This window comes from Amycolatopsis rhabdoformis (assembly GCF_035918295.1).
GTDB classification, from domain to species: domain Bacteria; phylum Actinomycetota; class Actinomycetes; order Mycobacteriales; family Pseudonocardiaceae; genus Amycolatopsis; species Amycolatopsis rhabdoformis.
On sequence record NZ_CP142149.1, the window covers coordinates 779,402 to 801,828 of the forward strand.

Sequence of the window (22,427 nt, forward strand, 5' to 3'; positions counted from 1 at the left end):
CCGCGGCGCTTCGGTGTCACCATGAGGGCATGGAGACGCTTTCCGACGGCGTGATCACCCTCGACCGCTGGCGCCCCGGCGACCTCGACGACCTCGTGGCCACCGTCTCGGGGTCGCTCGAGCACATCGGCGCCTGGCTGATCTGGGCCAGCTCCGGGTACGGCCCCGAGGAGGGCACCGAGTTCCTCACCGGGACCGCGGAACGCTGGGCCTCGGGCGAGGGCTTCGAGTACGGCATCTTCGACACCGATGGCACCCTCGCCGGCGGCTGCGGCCTGATGCGCCGCGACGAGGGCCGCGAAATCGGCTACTGGCTGGCGGAACCGTTCACCGGCCGCGGCCTGGCCACGCGCGCGACCGCGCTGCTGCTCACCGAGGCCTGGCGCCTGGGCGCGCCGCACGTCGACATCCTGCACGACGAGCTCAACACGAAGAGTGGTGCCATTCCCGCGCGGCTCGGGTTCACCTTGCACCGCAAGGAAGCCGCCTCCGACGCCATTGCCCCGGCGTGCTCGGGCAACGACTTCGTGTGGCGGCTCCTGCGGCCGGAAGCGGCTGGGGACTAGCGGAAGCGCCGCGGCGCACGAAACGCTGCGGCGCAAGGAAAACGTCAGGCCACGTTCTTGCGTTCGCGCAGCACCTTCAGTGCGCGGTCGGCGTGTGCGGTGAAGTTCAGTTCGCTCTTGATCACGTCGAGCACGCGCCGGTCGGTGTCGATCACGAACGTGGTGCGCTTGGTGTGCAGTGGGATGAACTTGCGCCACGCGCCGAACTGCTTGGCCACCACGCCGTCCACATCGGACAACAGCGGGTAGTCGAACCCGTTGGCGGCCGAGAACTCCCGCTGCTTGGCCACGGCGTCGGGGCTGATGCCCACGCGCTGGGCGCCGACCTCGGCGAACTCGGCGGCCAGGTCGCGGAAGTGGCAGCTCTCGGCGGTGCAGCCACTCGTCATCGCGGCGGGGTAGAAGAACAGCACGACGGGGCCGGAGGTCAGGAAGTCAGACAGGGTGCGGTCGGTGCCCTGGTCGTCGGGGAGGGTGAAGTCGGGCACGAGCTCGCCGGTGTCCATCGGTGTCCTTTCGGGGTGGGGTCCGCGGACCATGATCCTGCCCGGTGTTCGGAGCGGCACCGCGAGCGGACTGGTCAGCGGGCGTGGCGTTCGATCATCTCGTCCACTTCGTCGCCCGTGGCCGAGTCCGCGACGAACGCGCCCCGCGCGGCGAGCACCCCGAGCTGCCGCAGGCGCGCCGCGTGCTCGTCGCTGCGCACGCCCTCGGCGCCGATGCGCAGCTTGAGCTCCTTCGCGCGCTCCACGAGCTGGCCCAGGTGCCGCACGTCGGCCTCGGTGGGGTGCTCGGCCAGCGCGTCGACGACCGGGCCGCTGAGGATCACGTGCCGCACGGGCAGGCCGAGGCGCGGGATCAGCTCGAGGTCGGCCGAACCCGAGATGGTGAGCACGAGCTGGGCGCCGAGTTCGGCGAGCAGGCCGAAGGAGTCGTACACCTCGCCCTTCGCGTCGAACATCGACTGCCGGTCGATGCACAGCCGCAGCGCCTGTGCCGGCAGGCCCTGGCGGTCGAGTTCTTCCTTGACCATCCCCACGAGCTCGGCGTCGCCGGCGAAGCGCCGCGGCAGCCGGATGCAGACGTCGGGCGCGGCGTCGCCCAGGCGCGACCGCCAGCGGGACGTGGCCTTGAGCGACTCGGCGAGCAGCCACTTGCCCAGCGGCACCGTCATGCCGGTGATCTGCGCGAGCGGGTAGAACTCGTCGGAGTCGAGCTCGCCCTTCTCCGGGTGGTTCCAGCGCAGTCCCGCGTTCACGGCGGCGATCTCGTCGGGCTTCGCCAGCTTCACGGTGGGCTGGTAGATCAGCGAGAACTCGCCGTTCTCCAGCGCGCCCGCGATCACCGCGCCGAGCTGGTAGCGGCTGCGGTCGTGCTCGTCCGCGGCCGGGTCGAACAGCATCCACTGCGCCTTGCCGTTCTCCTTGGCCCGGTGCAGCGCGAGCTCCGCGGCCCGGCGCATCTCGGTGTGCCCGCCGCCCGGGCGCCAGCCCACGACGATGCCGGCGCTCGCGCTCACGCCGATCCCGTGGCCGCCGAGGTACACGGCCTCGTTGAGGTCTTCAAGTGCGCGCTCCACGAGTCGCACCACGTCCTGGGTCGTGAGGTCCGCACCGCGCATCACCACGCCGAACCCGTCGCCGGACAGCCGCGCGACGAACCCGTCGTGGTGCCCGGTGAAGGCCGCCGACAGCCGGTTCGCGACCTCGCGCAGCACGCGGTCGCCCACGCCGGCGCCGAGCCCGTCGTTGATCACCTTGAAACCGTCGATGTCGAGGTACACCAAGGCGATCTCTTCGCTGCGGGGCGCGGCCAGCGCGGCTTCGACGCGGTTGGCGAAGCTCTGGGCGTTGGGCAGGCCCGTGAGCGAGTCGTGCACGTTCTGGTGCATCAGGCGCTCGCCGAGCAGGCGGATGTCGTCGGCGTCGGCGGCCATCAGCACGGGGAAGTGCGCGTCGATCCGGTCGCCGGACAGCCAGGCGAGCGTGACGTTGGTGGTGAGGCTGCCGTCCTCGCAGTGGTCGAGGTGCACGCCGCGCTCGGTGAGGTGGTCGATGTCGGTGGTCCGCAGGCGTTCGAGGCCCGCGCGGATCCGGGTGGCGTCGTGGTCGGTGGCGGCCAGGTCGGCGAGGTGGCGGCCCTTGAGCCGCACCGACGTGGAGCCGAGCAGCCGGACCAGTGCGGAGTTGACCTCCACGATCAGGCCCGCGGTGTCGGCGAGCGCGATGCCGATCGGGGCGGCGGAAAAGAGCGTGGTGAAGCGCTGGATCGCGCCCTCGTACGCCCGGGTCGGGATCTCCGCGACCTCTTCGGCGAAAGAGAGCAGGAGGCGCTCCAATTCCGCAGGGGGAAGCGTTACTCCTTTCGTGTCGGTCAGCGTCGACGCGTACTTGCGCGCGACGTCGACCAACCCTGGCGCGGCACCAGGCTCAGGCACACTCCACCTCTTCATGCGCGGACTAAAGCCAGCTCAGCCCTGGTGTGAAGGTTCATGGACCCACACTAGGTATGAGTTGGCCGTGAGTGATGCCACGGCATCATGCGCGAAACGGGGTGTCTACCGGCTGAACGAGTGATGACCCCTACACAAATGGTGACGTGATGTCACCTTGAGTGCTCGAACGTGTTTTTCCGGTTCGTCCGATTTCCCGTTTCCCGCCGACAGTTCCGACCCGTACTTGACAAGCCGGCTCCCCGCCTCCCACAGCGTCCGTCAACGATATTCGAGGCGCACCGGCAGTCCGTCGGCGGGGACCGGCAACGACACGTAGTCCCAGCGTGCGGTGTAGTCCTGCGGCACCGACCAGCGGAAGGTCCGCAGCATCTCGTGCATCAGCGCCTTCACCTCGAGGCTGCCGAAGTGCAGCCCGATGCACTTGTGCGCACCGCCGCCGAAGGGCATCCACGCGAACCGGTGCGACTTGTCCTCGCGCCGCGGCTCGGCGAAGCGCTCGGGGTCGAAGCGCATCGGGTCGGTCCAGCACTCGGGCGTGAAGTGGTTCAGGGTCGGCGAGACGCCGACGAGCGTGCCGGCCGGCAGGTAGTGGCCGAGGACCTCGGTGTCCTTGATGGTCTTGCGCGCCATCGTCGGCACCGGCGCCCGCAGCCGCAGCGACTCCTTCATCACGAGGTCGAGCGTCTCGAGGCTTTCCAGCGCCTCGATGTCCGGCACGTCGTCGCCCAGCGCGAGCGACTCCGCGCGGGCGCGCTCCTGCCATTCGGGGTGCTTGGCCAGGTAGTAGGCCATGGCGCTGCTGGTGATGGTGGTGGTGTCGTGCGCGGCCATCATCAGGAAGATCATGTGGTTCACGATGTCGGCGTCGGTGAAGCGGTCGCCGTCCTCGTCGGTGGCCGTGCACAGGGCCGCGAAGAGGTCGTCGCCGCCCGCGCGGCGCTTCTGCGGCAGCGTCTCGCCGAAGTAGCGCTCCAGCAGCCGCCGCCCGCGCAGGCCCGCGTTCCAGCGCCCGCCCGGCACCGGGTAGCGCACCAGCGCGGTGCCGGCGCGCACCGTGCTCACGAACGCGCGGTTGATCCGCAGCGCGTCCTCGGGGGAGCGCATGTCCATGAACACGCGCGTGGCCACGTCGAGCGTGAGCTGCTTGAGCGCCCAGTACAGCCGCGGCCGCGTGCCGCCGGGCCACGCCTCCACACCGGCGCGCAGGGCCGGGGCCATCTGCCCGACGTAGCCCACGAGCCGCTCCCGCGTGAACGCGCTCTGCATGATCCGCCGGTGCAGGTGGTGCTCGCCGAAGTCGAGCAGCATGAGGCCGCGGTCGAAGAACTTCTCGATGAAGAACTTCCAGCCCTCCTGCGAAAACGCCTTGTCCTTGTTCACCAGCGCGATCTGCGTGGCCTCGGGCCCCGAGAGCGACACGATCCGGCGCCCGAAGGCACCCATCCACGACACCGGGCCGTACTTCTCGTAGCGGCTGAAGCTGAAGTCGAGGCCGAACCGCATCATGTCCAGCGAGTGGCCCAGCACGGGCGGCCCGTCGTCGCCGAGCACCGGCTCGAGGCCGCTGCCCGCCGGCGGCGCCGCGAGCTCGCGCACGGGGTAGGTCGCCGCCCGCCACCGCTCGTCGACGGTGCGGGGCAAGGGCATCGACGTCAGCGCGGGCACGCGCTCACGCAGGCTCTCGGCGACCCTGCCGACCTTGCCGACTGCGCTCGTCATGGCGACCTGCCTTCACTGGCGGAAACCTGGTCCAAGCTCCACCGTGCCGCGCTGTTGACCGAATGACAATACCTTCGGCCCGATCCATCCGGGTGATCCTCGACGGGGCACCCCGGCTCCGGCAGACTGCCGCGGATGCGAATCAAGTACCAGGTAGTGGCCTTCGACGCCGCCGACCTCGCCACCGAGAGCCGCTTCTGGGCCGGCGTCCTCGACGGCGAAGTGGATGCGGACGACGGCTGGCACATGGTCATCGTCGACGGCACGCCCCGGGTCGGCGTGCAGCTCGCTCCCGGCGACACGCCCCCGGATTGGCCGTCCGGCGAGACCTCGCAGCAGGTCCACCTCGACCTGTGGGTGGAGGACTTCGCCGAAGCCCACGCGCGGGTGATGGCGCTCGGCGCCACCGTGCTGCAGGCCGCCTCCGGCGCCGCGACCGGCGAAGACTTCCAGGTGTACGCGGATCCGGCCGGGCACCCGTTCTGCCTGTGCTGGCTGGTTGCCGAGCAAGGCTCCTGACCCGGGCGGGCCGGCGGCGATCGCCGGCCCGCCCGGATCTGACGCACCCCTGGATGACTCAGCCCAGTTCGGCACGCACCTGGTGCGCCGCTTCGACGAGGTGACGCAGCGCGGGCTCGACCTCGGCGTAGCCGCGCGTCTTGAGGCCGCAATCAGGGTTCGCCCAGAGCCGTCGCGAGGTCACGGCCGCGGCGGCCGTGCGCAGCAGGTCGGCGACCTCGTCGACGCCGGGCACACGCGGGGAGTGGATGTCGTAGACGCCCGGCCCGACACCGCGCTCGAATCCGCCGGCCGAGAGGTCGGCGAGCACCTCCATCTTCGAGCGCGCCGCTTCGATGCTGGTGACGTCGGCGTCGAGGCCGTCGATCGCGGGGAGCACCTCGCCGAATTCCGAGTAGCACAGGTGCGTGTGGATCTGCGTGCTCGCGGCCACGCCGGCCGTCGCGACGCGGAAGGCGCGCACGGCCCACGCGAAGTACGCCTCGTGCCCGGCCGCGCGAAGCGGCAGCAGTTCCCGCAGCGCCGGCTCGTCGACCTGGATCACGTGCAGGCCGGCGGCTTCGAGGTCACGCACCTCGTCGCGGATCGCCAGCGCCACCTGCAGCGCCGTGTCGGCCAGGGGCTGGTCGTCGCGCACGAAGGACCACGCGAGGATCGTGACCGGGCCCGTGAGCATGCCCTTGATCGGCTTGGTGGTGCGGCTTTGCGCGTAGCGAGCCCACGGCACTGTCATCGGCGAAGGGCGCGAGACGTCGCCGAAGAGGATCGGCGGGCGGACGCAGCGCGAACCGTAGGACTGCACCCAGCCGTGCTCGGTCGAGGCGAACCCGGCGAGCTGCTCGGCGAAATACTGCACCATGTCGTTGCGCTCGGGCTCGCCGTGCACCAGCACGTCGAGGCCCAGCTCTTCCTGTAGCCGCACCACGCGGTCGATCTCGGCGTGCATCTCGGCCACGTACGCGGCCTCGCCGAGCGCGCCCGCGCGGTGGGCCGCGCGGGCCTTGCGCACGTCGGTGGTCTGCGGGAACGAGCCGATCGTGGTGGTCGGCAGCGGCGGCAGGCCGAGCGCTTGTTCTTGCCGGGCCGCGCGGTCCGCGTACGGCTCGCGCACGGCGTCCTCGGGCTTCAGCGCCGCGAGCCGCTCGTGCACGGCCTCGTCGGGGGCGTTGGTCGCCCGGTCCGCCACCGCCGCGCGCGCCGCCGACAGGTCCACCGGCTCACCACGCAGCGCCCGGCCGAGCAGCACGACCTCGGCCACCTTCTGGTCGGCGAACGCCAGCCAGCTCGTGAGGCGCGGGTCGAGGTTCTCGGCCTCGACGTCGTAGGGCACGTGCAGCAGCGAGCACGACGTGGCGACGCTCACGTGCTCCGCGGTGCCCGTGAGCCGCGCGGCGAGTTCGAGCGCGCGGTCGGGATCGGTGCGCCACACGTTGCGCCCGTCGACCACGCCGGCGAGCACCTCCTTGTCCCGCAACGCGCCTTCCGCGGCCACCGCGTCCACAAAGGACTCTTCGGTGAGGAGGTCCACGGCCAGCGCCTCGACGGGGGAGCGGGCCAGCACGCCCAGCGCGCGCCCGAGGCCGCCGAAGTACCCGGCGACCAGCAGCTTCGGCCGGTCCGGCGCCTTGGCCAGCACGTGGTAGGCGCGGGTGAGCGCGTTGAGCTCCTTGGTGGTGCGGTCGGCCGCGAACGCGGGTTCGTCGAGCTGCACCCACTCGACTCCCTCGGCCTTCAGCGCCGAGAGCAGCTCCGCGTACGCCGGCAGCAGTTCGTCGAGCAGCTCCAGCGGCTCGAACCCGGGCCGGGTCGCCTTGCTCAGCAGCAGGAACGTGACCGGGCCGACGAGCACCGGCCGCGTCTCGATCCCCAGCTCGCGCGCCTCACGCACCTCGTCGAGCGGCTTCGTGCCGGTGAGCCGGAAGCGCGAGTCCGGGCCCAGCTCGGGCACGAGGTAGTGGTAGTTGGTGTCGAACCACTTCGTCATCTCCAGCGCCGGCTCGTCCTGCACACCGCGTGCGGCGGCGAAGTACGTGTCCAGCGGCGACAGGCCCAGCCGCGTGAAGCGCCCGGGCAGCGCGCCGAACAGCTCCGCGGTGTCGAGCACCTGGTCGTAGCAGGAGAACGTGCCGGACGGGATCGACTCGAGGCCGGCGTCGCGCAGCTTCCGCCACGTTCGAGCCCGCAGGTCCTTGCCGACGGCGAGCAACTCGGCCTCGCCGGTGCGCCCGGCCCAGTAGCGCTCCAGGGCGCGCTTGAGCTCCCGGGCCGGCCCGATGCGCGGGTACCCCAGGATCGTGGTGCCGATGGTGTTCACAGGCTCTCTCCTCGCGAGCTCATCACAACGAGCCCGGGCACGCGAGAGCCGCGCTTCGGTCAGGCCGTGTCCCACGAGGCCCGGACTCACGCACGCCTTCGGCGCACGTGCCACGGGCAGGTCTTCGGACTCGTGGGCGCACTGCTCGCGCCTACTCGCCGTCGCTTCCCGGGCTCGCGCCCAGTGCTGGACCACGGTCGTTGCCGAACCGTGGTGACGGCTTTCGTTCCCACTCACCGCTGCGGGGCAGTCCCGGATTCACACCGGGTTCCCTGTTGCCTCACCGGGGCAGGGCCGAAAAAGCTCGGCCACGCCCTGGCGAACCAGTGGCGTGGCCGAGCCTAGTGGGTCGGGGCCGGAGGCGGCACAAGCCGCGCCCCGGTCCCAGAGTCCGGGATCAATCCGCGTTGATCAGTCCGCTTTGATCAATCCCAGTCGAGCGCGCCGCCCGACTGGTACTCGATCACGCGGGTCTCGAAGAAGTTCTTCTCCTTCTTCAGGTCCATCGCCTCCGACATCCACGGGAACGGGTTCTCCGTCTCCCCGAACAGCGGCGCCAGGCCGATCTGCTGGGCGCGGCGGTCGGTGATGAAGTGCATGTACTGCTCGCACAGCTGCGCCGAGAGGCCCAGCATGCCGCGCGGCATGGTGTCGCGGGCGTAGGCGACCTCGAGCTCGCACGCGTCCTGCAGCATCTGCCGGATCTCCGCCTGGAACTCGTCGGTCCACAGGTGCGGGTTCTCGATCTTGATCTGGTTGATGCAGTCGATGCCGAAGTTCAGGTGGATCGACTCGTCGCGCAGGATGTACTGGTACTGCTCGGCGATGCCGACCATCTTGTTGCGCCGGCCGAGCGAGAGGATCTGCGCGAAGCCGGTGTAGAACCACATGCCCTCGAAGATCACGTAGAACGCCACGAGGTCGCGCAGGAAGGCCTGGTCGGCTTCCTGCGTGCCGGTCTCGAAGTCCGGGTTCTCCAGGTTCTGCGTGTACTTCAGCGCCCACGCGTCCTTGCCGGAGATCGAGGGCACCTCGCGGTACATGTTGAACAGCTCGCCCTCGACCAGGCCGAGGCTTTCGCAGATGTACTGGAAGGTGTGCGTGTGCACGGCTTCCTCGAACGCCTGGCGCAGCAGGTACTGGCGGCACTCGGGGTTGGTGATCTGGCGGTACACCGCGAGCACGATGTTGTTGGCCACCAAGGACTCCGCCGTGGCGAAGAAGCCGAGGTTGCGCTTGAGCATCTGGCGCTCGTCCTCGGTGAGGCCGTCGGCCGACTTCCACAGCGCGATGTCGGCCTGCATGGCGACCTCGGTCGGCATCCAGTGGTTGTTGCACGCGGCGAGGTACTTGTCCCACGCCCAGCGGTACTTCATGGGCAGCAGCTGGTTCACGTCGGCGCGCGCGTTGATCATGCGCTTGTCGTCGACGTTGATCCGGGCGGCGCCGACCTCGATCGCGCCGAGGCCGGTGGCGTCCGTGGTCTCCACGTTGGTCATGTCGTTCACTCCACAAAAAGGTCCGGCGAGGGCTGTGAAGGGCTCCTGTTTCCTGAAGGAGCCCTTCACAGCCCTGGGGCGACTACTACTGGCAGGCTTCGCAGTCGGGGTCGTCGATGCGGCAGGCGGCGCCTTCGGTGGCGACGAAGTCCACGTCGGTCTTCGGCATCTCCTGCGGCTCCGCGGGCACCACGGCGGGCGGGGTCGCGGGAACCGCGGCCGACGGCACGGCAGCGGCGGGCGAGGGCGACGGGGCCGGCGAAGCAGCCGGGGCAGCCGAAGCAGCCGGAGCCGGGGCAGCCGCGGCCGGAGCCGTGGCCGTCGGGGCGGCCGAGACCGCGTTCAGCTTGCCGTCCGTGCCGCGCAGGGTGCTCTTCTCCACGTGCGTCGCCGACTGCGCGCGCAGGTAGTACGTGGTCTTGAGGCCCTTGTGCCACGCGTAGCGGTACAGTTCGTCGAGCTTGCGCCCGCTCGGCGCCGCGATGTAGAGGTTCAGCGACTGCGCCTGGTCGATCCACTTCTGGCGCACCGAGCCGGCGTCGACGATCCACTTCGACTCGATCTCGAACGCGGTGGCGTAGAGCGCCTTCAGGTCGTCCGGCACGCGGTCGATCTGGCCGAGGCTGCCGTCGAAGTACTTGAGGTCGCTCACCATGACCTCGTCCCACAGGCCGCGGGCCTTGAGGCTCTTGACCAGGTGCGGGTTCACCACGGTGAAGTCACCGGACATGTTCGACTTCACGTACAGGTTCTGGAACAGCGGCTCGATCGACTGGCCGACACCGGAGATGTTGGAGATCGTGGCCGTCGGCGCGATCGCCATCACGTTGGAGTTGCGCATGCCCACGGTCTTCACGCGCTCGCGCAGCGGCGCCCAGTCCAGCGTGGTCGAGGTGTCCACGGCGAGCGCGTCGCCCTGACGCGCGTCGATGAGCAGCTGCATCGAGTCGATCGGCAGGATGCCGCGGCTCCACAGCGAGCCCTCGAACGTCTGGTACTGGCCGCGCTCCTCGGCGAGGTCGGTCGACGCCGAGATCGCGTAGTAGGACACGTGCTCCATGCTCTGGTCGGCGAACTTCACCGCGCCGTCGGAGGCGAACGGCAGGCCGAGCTCGAACAGCGCGTCCTGGTAGCCCATGATGCCCAGGCCCACCGGGCGGTGGCGCAGGTTGGAGCGGCGCGCCTCCGGGATCGTGTAGAAGTTGATGTCGATCACGTTGTCGAGCATGCGCACGGCGGTGCGCACGGTCTTCTCGAGGCGCTTGGTGTCGAGGCCCTCGGGCGTCACGTGCTTGAGCAGGTTGACCGAGCCGAGGTTGCACACCGCGACCTCGTCGATGCTGGTGTTCAGCGTGATCTCGGTGCACAGGTTCGACGAGTGCACCACGCCGATGTGCTGCTGCGGCGAGCGCAGGTTGCACGGGTCCTTGAACGTGATCCACGGGTGGCCGGTCTCGAACAGCATGGTGAGCATGCGGCGCCACAGGTCCACGGCGCGCAGGCGGCGGAAGACCTTGATCTCGCCGCGGTCGGCGGCGGCCTCGTACTCGCGGTAGCGCTCGGCGAAGGCGTTGCCGTAGAGGTCGTGCAGGTCCGGCGTCTCGTTGGGCGAGAACAGGGTCCACTGCGCGTCGGCCTCCACGCGGCGCAGGAACTCGTCCGGCACCCAGTTGGCCGTGTTCATGTCGTGCGTGCGGCGACGGTCGTCACCGGTGTTCTTGCGCAGGTCGAGGAACTCCTCGATGTCCACGTGCCACGTCTCGAGGTACGCGCACGCAGCGCCCTTGCGCTTGCCGCCCTGGTTCACGGCGACGGCGGTGTCGTTGGCGATCTTCAGGAACGGCACGACACCCTGCGACTGGCCGTTGGTGCCCTTGATGTGGGCGCCGAGGCCGCGGACCGGGGTCCAGTCGTTGCCGAGGCCGCCCGAGTACTTGGCCAGCAGCGCGTTGTTCTTGTACGCCTGGAAGATCGAGTCCAGGTCGTCGTCCACAGTGGTCAGGAAGCACGACGAGAGCTGGGCGCGCGTGGTGCCCGAGTTGAACAGCGTCGGCGTCGAGGCCATGAAGTGGAAGGTGGAGAGCAGCTCGTAGAACTCGATGGCTCGGGCTTCGCGGTTGTCCTCGCGGATCGCCAGGCCCATGGCCACGCGCATGAAGAACGCCTGCGGCAGCTCGAAACGGGTGCCGTTGTGGTGCTGGAAGTACCGGTCGTACAGCGTCTGCAGGCCGAGGAAGCCGAAGTCGAGGTCGCGCTCGGCGTGGATGGCCGAGGTGATCTTGTCGAGGTCGAACGTGAGCAGCTCGCCGTCGACCAGCTCGAGCTCGACCGCGCGGCGCAGGTAGGTGCGGAAGTACGCGGGGTACTCGGCGGTCATCTCGTCCTGGCTGGCCTGGCGCGGCGAGCGCGCGAGGTAGCTCAGGGCCTCTCCGCGCAGCTTGTCCAGCAGGAGCCGCGCACTCACGTACGAGTAGTTCGGCTCCTGCTCGACGAGCACGCGGGCGGCCATGATCTGCGCGAGGGCGAGCTCGTCGGCGCTGATGCCGTCGTAGAGGTTGCGCTTGGCCTCGGCCAGCACCGGCTCGGCGGACACGTCGTCGAGCCCGGCCACGGCCTCGCCCACCACGTGCGACACGCGGGCCCAGTCGAGGGGACGCAGGGAACCGTCGGTGCCCTTGACGCTGATGGCGGCCTCGGCGTGCGCCGGCGCGGCGGCTTCGCGGGCCTTCGCGCGCTCCTCGCGGTAGAGCACGTACGCGCGGGCGACCTTGTGGTGCTCACCGCGCATCAGGGCCAGCTCGACCAGGTCCTGGATCTGCTCGATGTGCAGGGCGGTCTCGGGACCGGCGTGGCGCAGCAGGGAAGCCTCGACCTGCTCGGTCAGCTCGGCGACGACGTGGTGCACGCGAGAGGAGGCGGCGGCGTCGCCGCCTTCCACGGCGAGGAAGGCCTTGGTGAGGGCCACGCTGATCTTGCCGGCGTCGAACGGCGAGACATTGCCGTCGCGCCGGATCACGCGGATCGCGCTCGGTGCCGAGTCCGCCGACGAGGGCGGACGCTGACCGGTTTCCACTGACATGCGTGTCTCCAACAAAGTCGAAAATGGGCGCGCTTCATCGCCGCACGGCCGCACAAGGCCGTGCGCTGCTGTTTTTCCAAATCGGCCCGGCGGCCCTTCCTGAGCGGTCTCCCCGTCGCTGGGGGCTGCCGGTCCACAGAGACTACATCTAGGGGTTGGGGCTCGCACGTGCCCCAAGGGGTGGCGTGTCGCGGGCTCACCCTCGCGGGTTAGTCGATCACTCAGAGCGGCTGGTCGGGGGCGGTTCAGCTGCCGAACACGAGGGTGAAATCGCGCAGGACCGCGCTCACGATCGGGCGACGGCCGGCCAGGTACCCGAGCGGGCCGTCCGGGTTGATCGACCAGTCGGCGGCCGCGGCGTGGAGCTTCGCCCGCGCCGCCACGGGGCTGCGCACCAGCCGCTCGTCGAGCATCTGAGCGACCTGGAACCGGGCGGGCAGCGCGAGCGGCAGGCCGGCGCGGCGCGCGAAGGCGGCGCCGGCGATCCAGTCGTCTTCCCCGAGGGCCTTGAACTCACGGCCGGTGGCCGAGGACCGGTCGTCGGTGAACTCGAGCGTCGCGAGGTCCTTCGGGATGCCCCACAGCTCGCGTCCGCCTCGCAGCGACACCTCGCTGTCGACCCAGATGTCGAGGATCGACGCGCCGAGCCCGCCGCGCACGGCGACGGCGGCGAGCAGCTCGTGGTAGCTCAGCTGCCCGGGCGGGCGGTAGTCGACCCAGGCCGTGACCACCACGGCGTGGGCGCCGACGATCACCGGTTCGATGTGGTCGGGCATCGCCGGCAGGGAACCGGCGGGCAGCAGCCACACGGAGACGTGGGCCTGGCCGGCGAGGTGCCACGGTTCGGGCGGGTAGGCGGTCATTCCTCGATCCAGGGCAGGTAGGGCGGCAGGTCCGTGTCCACGCGCATCTTGAAACTGGGCGGCCGCTTCTGCAGGAACGACAGCACGCCTTCGGCCGCGTCCGGCGTGGTCGGCAGGCCGCCGATCAGCTTCGAGTCCAGCTCGTGCACTTCGAACGGCGAAGGCGCCGACGCCATCCGGTACAGCAGCTGCCGGGTCACGGCGACCGACACGGGCGCGGTGTTCGCCACGAGGTCGCGCGCGAGCTCATACGCCTGGTCCAGCACCTCGTCCGGCGCGTGGACGCTGTGCACGAGCCCCTTTTCGAGCGCCTCCGGCGCGCCGAACACGCGGCCGCTCACCATCCAGTCGAGCGCGGTGCCCATGCCGACGAGCCGGGGGAGGAACCACGCGGACGCGCCCTCGGGGTAGATCCCGCGGCGGGTGAACACGAAGCCGAACTTCGTGTCGTCGGCCGCGAGCCGGTAGTCGCACGCCAGGGTGATCGTGATCCCGCCGCCCACCGCCGCGCCCCGCAACGCGGCGATCACCGGTTTGTTCATCGTGAAGATCCGCTTCGAGCACCGGCCGGCCGGCTCCTGCCAGCCGTCGGGCGGGCCCTCGCCGTGCTCGAAGTCGAACCCGCCGGACGACAGGTCCGCCCCCACCGAGAAGTCCTTGCCCGCACCCGTGAGCACGACCACGCGCACGTCTTCGTCGCGGTCGGCGCGGTCCATCGCGTCGCCTAGCTCGTCGGCCATCCGCACGGTGTAGCCGTTGCGCGCCTGAGGCCGGTCGAGCGTGACCGTCGCGATCCGGTCGGCGACCTCGTAGGTGATGTCGGCGTAGGAGCTCATGGTCAGAACCGTAGGACAACGGGGGACTACTGGCAATGTGTCAATAACTGTCCCGAGCCCGATCGGAGAAAACAATCAGGCGTGCTTGATTTTTCCCGGGCCGGGGTGCCAGGGTGGGGTCAGGGACGCTGTGCGCGGACGACGCCGCCGCACTCAACCCAACGCACGGAGGCGCAGGATGGCTGATCTCGGCGTGATCCTCGGGGATCTGGCGGCCGAATCGCAGACGATCGACGACGTGGTGGCGGGCTTGCCACCGGAGGGTTGGGCGCGGCCGACACCGGCGCGGGGGTGGACGGTCGCCCACCAGATCGCGCACCTCGCCTGGACGGACTCGAAGGCCCTGATCTCGGCGGCCCGGCCCGAGCGGTGGCAGGCCGAGGTCGAGCACCTGCTGAGCGTGGGGGAGAACTACGTCGACCTGGCGGCCGAGGAAGGCGCCGCGCAGCCGGCCGAGCAGCTGCTCGCCGAGTGGCGCGCCGGCCGCCAGGCGCTCGTCGAGGCGCTGGCGAACGTGCCGGACGGGCAGAAGCTGCCGTGGTACGGCCCGCCGATGAGCGTGGCCTCGATGGCCACCGCGCGGCTGATGGAGACCTGGGCGCACGGCCAGGACGTGTTCGACGCGCTCGGCCTCACCCGTGAGCCCACCGGGCGGCTGTGGCACATCGCGCGGTTCGGCACGCGCACCCGGGACTTCGCGTACAAGCTCAACTCACTCGCGCCACCGACCGAGGAGTTCCGCGTGGAGCTCGCGTCGCCCGACGCCACCACGTGGGCCTTCGGGCCGGAGGACGCCGAGCAGCGCCTCACCGGCAGCGCCGTCGACTTCTGCCTGGTGATCACGCAGCGGCGCCACCCGGCCGACACCGACCTCGTGGCCACCGGCGCGGACGTGGAGGAGTGGCTCACCATCGCGCAGGCGTTCGCCGGTCCTCCCGGTGAAGGCCGCGAGCCGGGGCAGTTCGCGTGAGCGCGGCGCCGATCCGGATCGGGAACGCGTCGGGCTTCTACGGCGACCGGTTCTCGGCCGTGCGCGAGATGCTCACCGGCGGCCCGCTCGACGTGCTCACCGGCGACTACCTGGCCGAGCTCACCATGCTCATCCTCGGCCGCGACCGCATGAAGGACCCCGATCGCGGCTACGCCAAGACCTTCCTGCGCCAGATGGAGGAGAACCTGGCGCTGGCCACGGAAAAGGGCGTGAAGATCGTCGCCAACGCCGGCGGGCTCAACCCCGCGGGCCTGGCGGCGGCGTTGCGGGAGCTGGCCGCGAAGCTCGGTGTCGAGGTGACCGTCGCGCACGTCGAAGGCGACGACCTGATCGGGCGCGCCGAGGAGCTCGGGTTCGGGCTCGGCTTCGGAAAACCGTTGACCGCCAACGCTTATCTCGGCGCGTGGGGCATCGTCGAGTGCCTGAACGCCGGTGCGGACGTGGTCGTGACCGGCCGCGTCACCGACGCGTCGGTGATCGTCGGGCCGGCCGCCGCGCACTTCGGCTGGGCCCCCGACGACTACGACGCGCTGGCCGGCGCCGTCGCGGCCGGGCACGTGATCGAGTGCGGCGCGCAGGCGACCGGCGGCAACTACGCGTTCTTCCGCGAGCAGCCGATCGGCGTGCCGGGCTTCCCGATCGCCGAGATCCACGCCGACGGGTCCAGCGTGATCACCAAGCACCCGGGCACCGGCGGCGTGGTGAACACCGGCACCGTGACCGCGCAGCTGCTGTACGAGATCACCGGCGCGCGCTACGCGAACCCCGACGTGACCACGCGGATCGACACGCTCTCGCTCACCGCCGACGGGCCCGACCGCGTGCGCATCAGCGGCGTGACGGGTGAAGCACCGCCGCCCACGCTCAAGGTGGCGCTCAACCGGCTCGGCGGCTTCCGCAACGAGACCACGTTCGTGCTCACCGGGCTCGACATCGAGGAGAAGGCCGCGCTCGTGCGCGAGCAGCTCGAAACCGCGCTCGAGCCCAAGCCGCCGGCCGAGGTCCGCTGGACCCTCGCGCGCACGGACCACCGGGACGCCGACACCGAGGAGACCGCGAGCGCGTTGCTGCACGTCGCGGTGAAGGACAGTGACCCGAAGATCGCCGGCCGCGCGTTCAGCGGCGCGGCGGTGGAGCTGGCGCTCGCGAGCTACCCCGGCTTCCACGTCACCGCTCCGCCTTCCGACGCCTCGCCGTACGGCGTGTACTCGGCGGCCTTCGTGGACGCCGGGAAGGTGCCGCACGTCGCGGTGCTGCCGGACGGTCGACGAGTCGACTTGGCGCCCGCCGCCGAGACCCTCGCCCTGACCGAAGTGGACGAACCCGCGCTGCCCGAGCCGTTGCCCGACGGGCCGGTGCGCCGGGCGCCGCTCGGCCGCGTGATCGGCGCGCGCAGCGGCGACAAGGGCGGCAGCGCCAACCTCGGCGTGTGGGTGCGGTCCGAAGAGGCCTGGCGGTGGCTCGTGCACCGGCTCACGGTCACCGAGTTCCGCCTGCTGCTGCCGGAGACGGCGCACCTGCCGGTGACCCGGCACCTGCTGCCGAACCTGTGGGCGATGAACTTCGTGGTGCAGGACATCCTCGGCGAAGGCGTGGCCTCGCAGGCCCGGTTCGACCCGCAGGCCAAGGCGTTCGGCGAGTGGCTGCGCTCCCGCGAGATCGACGTGCCGGAGGCGCTGCTGTGATCGTGGACCCGTTCACCACGCCCGAGCGCGAGGAGCTGCGCGCGACCGTGCGCCGGTTCGTCGAGAAGGAAGTGCTGCCGCACCTCGACGAGTGGGAGCGCGCGGGCGAGCTGCCGCGCGAGCTGCACCGCAAGGCCGGGGACCTCGGGCTGCTCGGCGTCGCGTTCCCCGAGTCCGTGGGCGGCGGTGACGGCAACTACCTCGACGCGCTCGTGATCGCCGAGGAACTGCACTACGCGGGCGGTTCCGGCGGGTTGTTCGCCTCGCTGTTCACCTGCGGCATCGCCGTGCCGCACCTCGCCGAGGCCGGCGACCCGGTGCAGATCGAACGCTGGGTGCGGCCCACGCTCGAGGGTACGAAGATCGGCTCGCTCGCGGTGACCGAGCCCGACGGTGGCTCCGACGTCGCGGGCCTGCGCACGACGGCCGTGCGCGAAGGCGACGAGTACGTGGTCAACGGCGCCAAGACGTTCATCACCTCGGGCTGCCGCGCCGACTTCGTGACCACGGTGGTGCGCACGGGCGGCGAGGGCGCGCGCGGCCTGTCGCTGCTGGTGGTCGAACGCGGCACGCCGGGGTTCACGGTGTCGCGCAAGCTGGAGAAGATGGGCTGGGCCTGCTCCGACACCGCGGAACTGTCCTACGTGGACGTCCGCGTGCCGGTGGAGAACCTCGTCGGCGCCGAGAACAGCGGCTTCGCACAGGTGGCCACGCAGTTCGTGACCGAGCGGCTCTCGCTCGCCGTGCAGGCCTACGCCCACGCCCAGCGCGCGCTCGACCTCACACTCGACTGGTGCCGGCTGCGCGAGACGTTCGGCCGGCCGCTCATCTCGCGCCAGGTCGTGCAGCACAAGCTCACCGAGATGGCGCGCAAGACCGACGTGGCCCGCACCTACGCCCGCCAGACCGCGGTGCGCCACGTCTCCGGCGAAGAAGTGATCGCCGAAGCCTGTTTCGCCAAGAACACCGCCGTCGAAGCCGCCGAATGGGTGGTGAACGAGGCCGTGCAGCTGCACGGCGGGCTCGGGTACTCGCGCGAGTCCGAAGTGGAGCGGCACTACCGCGATGTCCGCATCCTCGGCATCGGCGGCGGCACCACCGAGATCCTCACCGGCCTGGCCGCGAAGCGATTGGGATACACCGCATGACCGCACTGAGGTCCGTTGTGGACACCCGGGCCGGCGAGTTCGCCGCGAACCGGGAGTCGATGCTGGAGAAGCTCGCCGAGATCGACGCCGAGCACGCCAAGGCCGTGGCCGGCGGCGGTGAGAAGTACGTGGAGCGCCACCGCAAGCGCGGCAAGCTGCTGGCCCGCGAACGCATCGAGCTGCTGATCGACGAGGACTCGCCGTTCCTGGAGCTCTCGCCGCTGGCGGCCTGGGGTTCGGACTACCGCGTGGGCGCGAGCGTGATCACCGGCATCGGCGTGGTCGAGGGCGTGGAGTGCCTGATCTCCGCGAGCGACCCGACGGTGAAGGGCGGCGCGAGCAACCCGTGGACCACGAAGAAGTCGTTCCGCGCGGCCGACATCGCGGCGCAGAACCGGCTGCCGGTGATCAACCTCGTCGAGTCCGGCGGCGCGGACCTGCCCACGCAGAAGGAGATCTTCATCCCCGGCGGCCGGATCTTCCGCGACATCACGCGGTCCTCGGCCGCGAAGGTGCCCACCGTCGCGCTGGTCTTCGGCAACTCGACCGCCGGTGGCGCGTACCTGCCGGGCATGTCCGACTACGTGGTGATGGTCAAGGAGCGCGCGAAGGTTTTCCTCGGCGGCCCGCCGCTGGTGAAGATGGCCACCGGTGAGGAGTCCGACGACGAGTCGCTCGGCGGCGCCGAGATGCACGCCCGCACGTCGGGCCTGGCCGACTACCTCGCGGCCGACGAGCAGGACGCGATCCGGCTGGGCCGCAGCATCATCAAGCGGCTCAACTGGCACAAGAAGGGCCAGGCGCCCAAGCCCGACTACGCCGAGCCGCTGTTCGACCCCGAAGACCTGCTCGGCATCGTCCCGAGCGACCTCAAGGTGCCGTTCGACCCGCGCGAGGTGATCGCGCGCGTGGTCGACGGGTCGGACTTCGACGAGTTCAAACCGCTCTACGGCTCCAGCCTGGTCACCGGCTGGGCGAACATCCACGGCTACCCGGTCGGCATCCTCGCCAACGCGCAGGGCGTGCTCTTCAGCGAGGAATCGCAGAAGGCCGCGCAGTTCATCCAGCTGGCCAACCAGATCGACACGCCGCTGGTCTTCCTGCACAACACCACCGGCTACATGGTCGGCAAGGAATACGAGCAAGGCGGCATCATCAAACACGGCGCGATGATGATCAACGCCGTGTCGAACTCGAAGGTGCCGCACCTGTCCGTGCTCATGGGCTCGTCCTACGGCGCCGGGCACTACGGCATGTGCGGGCGCGCGTACGACCCGCGGTTCCTGTTCGCCTGGCCGAGCGCGAAGTCGGCCGTGATGGGCCCGGCGCAGCTGGCCGGCGTGCTGTCCATCGTGGCGCGCGCGGCGGCCGCGAGCCGGGGCCAGGACTACAGCGATGAGAACGACGCGGCGATGCGCGCCATGGTCGAGAACCAGATCGAAGCCGAGTCGATGCCGATGTTCCTCTCCGGCATGCTCTATGACGACGGCATCATCGACCCGCGCGACACCCGCACGGTGCTCGGGCTGAGCCTGTCGGCGATCCACAACGGACCAGTGAAGGGCGCCGAGGGTGGCTTCGGCGTCTTCCGGATGTAGGGGTGCAGTCGTGATCCACAACCTGCTGGTCGCCAACCGGGGCGAGATCGCCCGCCGGGTGTTCCGCAGCTGCCGCGACGCCGGCATCGGCACGGTGGCCGTGTTCTCCGACGCCGACGCGGCTTCCCCGCACACACGCGAGGCCGACGTGGCGGTGCGGCTGCCGGGCGACGCGCCCGGCGAGACGTACCTTCGTGCGGAGCTGATCGTGAAGGCCGCGGCCGACGCCGGAGCCGACGCGGTGCACCCGGGTTACGGGTTCCTGTCGGAGAACGCCGCGTTCGCGCGGGCCGTGCTCGACGCCGGGCTCACCTGGGTCGGCCCGCCGCCGGCGGCGATCGAGACGATGGGCTCCAAAGTGGAGTCGAAGCGGCTGATGGCGGCGGCCGGCGTGCCGGTGCTGTCCGAACTGGACCCGGACTCGGTCACCGACGCCGATCTTCCGTTGCTGGTCAAGGCTTCCGCCGGGGGTGGCGGCCGGGGCATGCGCGTGGTGCGCAAGCTCGACGAGCTCGCCGAAGCGGTGGAGAGCGCGCGGGCCGAGGCGGGTTCGGCGTTCGGCGACCCGACGGTGTTCTGCGAGCGCTACCTCGAAACCGGCCGGCACATCGAGGTGCAGGTGCTCGCCGACCAGCACGGCACGGTGTGGGCCGTGGGGGAGCGTGAGTGCTCGATCCAGCGCCGCCACCAGAAGGTGGTGGAGGAGGCGCCGTCGCCCTTCGTCGACGAGGCCATGCGCGCGGAGCTGTTCGACGCGGCGCGCAAGGCCGCGTCGGCCATCGACTACGTCGGCGCGGGCACGGTCGAGTTCCTGGCCGGTGAGGACGGCCGGTTCTACTTCCTGGAGATGAACACGCGTCTGCAGGTCGAGCACCCGGTGACCGAGAACGTGACCGGTCTCGATCTGGTGGCGCTGCAGCTGAGCGTGGCCCAGGGCGCGCAGCTGCCGCCGGAACCGCCCGCACCCCAAGGCCATTCGATCGAGGTCCGCCTCTACGCCGAGGACCCGGGCGCGGGCTGGCAGCCGCAGAGCGGCACGCTGCACACCTTCGAGGTGCCCGGTGTCGACCGCGAATTCACCCACGGCGCGGGCCTGCGGCTCGACTCCGGCGTGGAGAGCGGCTCCGTGGTCGGTGTGCACTACGACCCGATGCTCGCCAAGGTGATCACGTGGGCGCCGACGCGGGCCGAGGCCGCGCGCCGGCTGGCCACCGCGTTGACCGGGGCGAAGATCCACGGGGTGGTGACCAACCGCGACCTGCTCGTGAACATCCTGCGCCACGAGGCGTTCCTGGCCGGCGAGACCGACACGGCGTTCTTCGACCGCCACGGGCTCGCCACGCTGGCGAAGCCGCTGGCCGGTGCCGACGCGGAGAAGCTGTCCGCGCTCGCCGCGGCGCTGGCCGGTGCCGCGGGGAACCGCGCGACGGCGACCACCCTGAGCCGGCTGCCCAGCGGCTGGCGCAACGTGCGTTCGGCGGGACAGCGCAAGGTGTTCACCCGCGGCGAGACGACCCACGAGGTGAGCTACTCGCTGACCCGCGCCGGCCTGCGGGCCGAGGGCTACGACGACGTGCGGCTGGTGTCGGCGGACCCGGACCGGGTCGTGCTCGACGTGGCCGGGGTGCGGCGCGCCTTCACCGTCGCGCGGTACGGCGATCAGTCCTATGTGGACTCTGCGCTGGGCTCGGTCGCGTTCACCGCGGAGCCCCGGTTCGCCGATCCGTCGGCGGCCCTGGCCGCGGGCTCGCTCGTGGCGCCGATGCCGGGCACGGTCGTGCGGCTCGCGGTGGGCGTGGGCGACGCCGTGGCGGCGGGTGATCCGTTGCTGTGGCTGGAGGCGATGAAGATGGAACACCGGATCTCGGCCCCCGCCGACGGCGTGGTCACCGAGCTGCCGGTGGAGGTCGGGTTGCAGGTCGAGGTCGGCACGATTCTGGCTGTCGTCGGGGAAGCCGGGGCGGGAGAAGCGGTGGGAGAGCAAGCATGAACGCGATGAATTTTGCGGAGCCCGAGGAGCGCGTGGCGCTGCGCAAGGCGGCTTCGGAGCTGGCGCGCAAGTACGGGCACGAGTACTACGCGAAGAAGGCCCGCTCGGGCGAGAAGACCACCGAGCTGTGGGACGAGGCGGGCCGGCTGGGCTACCTCGGCGTGAACCTGCCCGAGGAGTACGGCGGCGGGGGCGCCGGCATCGCCGATCTCGCCGCGGTGCTGGAGGAGTTCGCGGCGGCCGGCTCGCCGCTGCTGCTCATGGTCGTGTCGCCGGCGATCTGCGGCACGGTGATCTCGCGCTTCGGCACCGACGAGCAGAAGAAGCGGTGGCTGCCCGGCCTGTCCGACGGCAGCAAGAAGATGGTCTTCGCCATCACCGAGCCCGACGCCGGTTCCAACTCGCACAAGATCACCACCACCGCGCGCCGCGACGGCAGCGACTGGGTCCTCAGTGGCCGCAAGGTGTACATCTCCGGCGTCGACGAGGCCGACGCGGTGCTCGTGGTCGGTCGCACCGAAGACGCGAAAACGGGACGGCTCAAGCCCGCGCTCTACATCGTGCCCACCGACACCGCGGGTTTCGAGTTCAAACAGATCGAGATGGACCTGATCTCGCCGGAGAAGCAGTTCGGCCTGTTCCTCGACGACGTGCACCTGCCGGCCGAAGCGCTGGTGGGGGAGGAGGACGCGGCGATCGCGCAGCTGTTCGCCGGCCTGAACCCCGAGCGCATCATGGGCGCGTCGTTCTCGCTCGGCACCGCGCGCTACGCGCTGGACAAGGCCGTGGCCTACGCCAACGAGCGCCAGGTGTGGGGCGCGCCGATCGGCTCGCACCAGGGCCTGGCGCACCCGCTCGCGCAGATCAAGATCGAGCTCGAGCTGGCGAAGCTGATGACGCAGAAAGCGGCTGCGCTGTACGACTCCGGCGACGACTTCGCGTCGGGTGAATCGGCCAACATGGCCAAGTACGCCGCCGCGGAGGCCGCGATCCACGCCGTGGACCAGGCGGTGCAGACCCACGGCGGCAACGGGCTCGCGTCCGAGTACGGCCTCGGCACGCTCGTCACGGCCGTGCGGCTCGGGCGGATCGCGCCGGTGAGCCGGGAAATGGTGCTCAACTTCGTCGGGCAGCACAGCCTCGGGCTGCCGAAGTCCTATTAGGA

At 70.6% G+C, this 22,427-nt stretch carries 16 protein-coding genes and 1 riboswitch; of the genes, 8 read left to right on the forward strand and 8 right to left on the reverse strand.

Annotation, left to right across the window (positions count from 1 at the left end; all coding sequences use genetic code 11):
• Positions 1-29 precede the first annotated feature (29 nt).
• Entirely contained in the window at positions 30-566 is a 537-nt protein-coding gene (locus VSH64_RS03655; RefSeq protein ID WP_326834016.1) for a GNAT family N-acetyltransferase, read from the forward strand.
• Positions 567-610: 44 nt separating this feature from the next.
• Here the strand turns inward: VSH64_RS03655 and VSH64_RS03660 are convergent, their stop codons facing one another.
• From VSH64_RS03660 to VSH64_RS03670, 3 genes are all read right to left on the reverse strand, one after another.
• A complete protein-coding gene (locus tag VSH64_RS03660) occupies positions 611-1,072 on the reverse strand; it encodes a peroxiredoxin (protein WP_326834017.1) in 462 nt (153 codons plus the stop codon).
• A gap of 74 nt (positions 1,073-1,146) precedes the next feature.
• Positions 1,147-3,003 carry a diguanylate cyclase domain-containing protein gene (locus VSH64_RS03665; protein ID WP_326834018.1) on the reverse strand — a complete coding sequence of 619 codons (1,857 nt, stop codon included), beginning with the start codon at positions 3,001-3,003 and terminating at the stop codon, positions 1,147-1,149.
• A gap of 276 nt (positions 3,004-3,279) precedes the next feature.
• On the reverse strand, positions 3,280-4,740 hold the full coding sequence (locus tag VSH64_RS03670) for a cytochrome P450 (RefSeq protein ID WP_326834019.1): 1,461 nt from the start codon (positions 4,738-4,740) through the stop codon (positions 3,280-3,282).
• Positions 4,741-4,875: 135 nt separating this feature from the next.
• On the opposite strand from VSH64_RS03670, the gene VSH64_RS03675 reads away from it, so the two are divergent.
• Entirely contained in the window at positions 4,876-5,259 is a 384-nt protein-coding gene (locus VSH64_RS03675; RefSeq protein WP_326834020.1) for a VOC family protein, read from the forward strand.
• Positions 5,260-5,317: 58 nt separating this feature from the next.
• On the opposite strand, the gene metE is transcribed toward VSH64_RS03675, so the two are convergent.
• The 5 genes from metE to VSH64_RS03700 all read right to left on the reverse strand — a co-directional run bounded on the left by metE (position 5,318) and on the right by VSH64_RS03700 (position 13,850).
• Positions 5,318-7,573, reverse strand: a complete 2,256-nt coding sequence (metE, locus tag VSH64_RS03680; RefSeq protein ID WP_326834021.1) for a 5-methyltetrahydropteroyltriglutamate--homocysteine S-methyltransferase — start codon at positions 7,571-7,573, stop codon at positions 5,318-5,320.
• A 98-nt stretch (positions 7,574-7,671) separates the two neighbouring features.
• Positions 7,672-7,876, reverse strand: a riboswitch (cobalamin riboswitch).
• 122 nt (positions 7,877-7,998) lie between these two features.
• Entirely contained in the window at positions 7,999-9,072 is a 1,074-nt protein-coding gene (locus VSH64_RS03685; RefSeq protein WP_326834022.1) for a ribonucleotide-diphosphate reductase subunit beta, read from the reverse strand.
• 85 nt (positions 9,073-9,157) lie between these two features.
• Positions 9,158-12,151 carry a ribonucleoside-diphosphate reductase subunit alpha gene (locus VSH64_RS03690; RefSeq protein WP_326834023.1) on the reverse strand — a complete coding sequence of 998 codons (2,994 nt, stop codon included), beginning with the start codon at positions 12,149-12,151 and terminating at the stop codon, positions 9,158-9,160.
• Positions 12,152-12,396: 245 nt separating this feature from the next.
• Entirely contained in the window at positions 12,397-13,014 is a 618-nt protein-coding gene (locus VSH64_RS03695) for an acetoacetate decarboxylase family protein (RefSeq protein WP_326834024.1), read from the reverse strand.
• Positions 13,011-13,850 carry an enoyl-CoA hydratase-related protein gene (locus tag VSH64_RS03700; protein WP_326834025.1) on the reverse strand — a complete coding sequence of 280 codons (840 nt, stop codon included), beginning with the start codon at positions 13,848-13,850 and terminating at the stop codon, positions 13,011-13,013. The genes VSH64_RS03695 and VSH64_RS03700 overlap by 4 nt, the downstream gene beginning before the upstream one ends.
• Positions 13,851-14,028: 178 nt before the next feature.
• Here VSH64_RS03700 and VSH64_RS03705 point away from each other — a divergent pair, with 178 nt between their 5' ends.
• From VSH64_RS03705 to VSH64_RS03730, 6 genes are read left to right on the forward strand one after another with little or no spacing between them, the layout of a single operon-like run.
• Entirely contained in the window at positions 14,029-14,820 is a 792-nt protein-coding gene (locus VSH64_RS03705; RefSeq protein ID WP_326834026.1) for a TIGR03084 family metal-binding protein, read from the forward strand.
• The gene (locus tag VSH64_RS03710; RefSeq protein ID WP_326834027.1) at positions 14,817-16,526 is read left to right on the forward strand and encodes an acyclic terpene utilization AtuA family protein; all 1,710 of its coding nucleotides are present in this window, start codon (positions 14,817-14,819) and stop codon (positions 16,524-16,526) included. Before VSH64_RS03705 ends, VSH64_RS03710 begins: the two co-directional genes overlap by 4 nt.
• Positions 16,526-17,674: an acyl-CoA dehydrogenase family protein gene (locus tag VSH64_RS03715; protein ID WP_326837898.1), complete on the forward strand. Its 1,149-nt coding sequence runs from the start codon at positions 16,526-16,528 to the stop codon at positions 17,672-17,674. Before VSH64_RS03710 ends, VSH64_RS03715 begins: the two co-directional genes overlap by 1 nt.
• On the forward strand, positions 17,671-19,272 hold the full coding sequence (locus VSH64_RS03720) for an acyl-CoA carboxylase subunit beta (RefSeq protein ID WP_326834028.1): 1,602 nt from the start codon (positions 17,671-17,673) through the stop codon (positions 19,270-19,272). The genes VSH64_RS03715 and VSH64_RS03720 overlap by 4 nt, the downstream gene beginning before the upstream one ends.
• A gap of 10 nt (positions 19,273-19,282) precedes the next feature.
• A complete protein-coding gene (locus tag VSH64_RS03725) occupies positions 19,283-21,262 on the forward strand; it encodes an acetyl/propionyl/methylcrotonyl-CoA carboxylase subunit alpha (protein ID WP_326834029.1) in 1,980 nt (659 codons plus the stop codon).
• Positions 21,259-22,425, forward strand: a complete 1,167-nt coding sequence (locus tag VSH64_RS03730) for an acyl-CoA dehydrogenase family protein (RefSeq protein ID WP_326834030.1) — start codon at positions 21,259-21,261, stop codon at positions 22,423-22,425. Before VSH64_RS03725 ends, VSH64_RS03730 begins: the two co-directional genes overlap by 4 nt.
• The last annotated feature ends 2 nt before the right edge of the window (positions 22,426-22,427 follow it).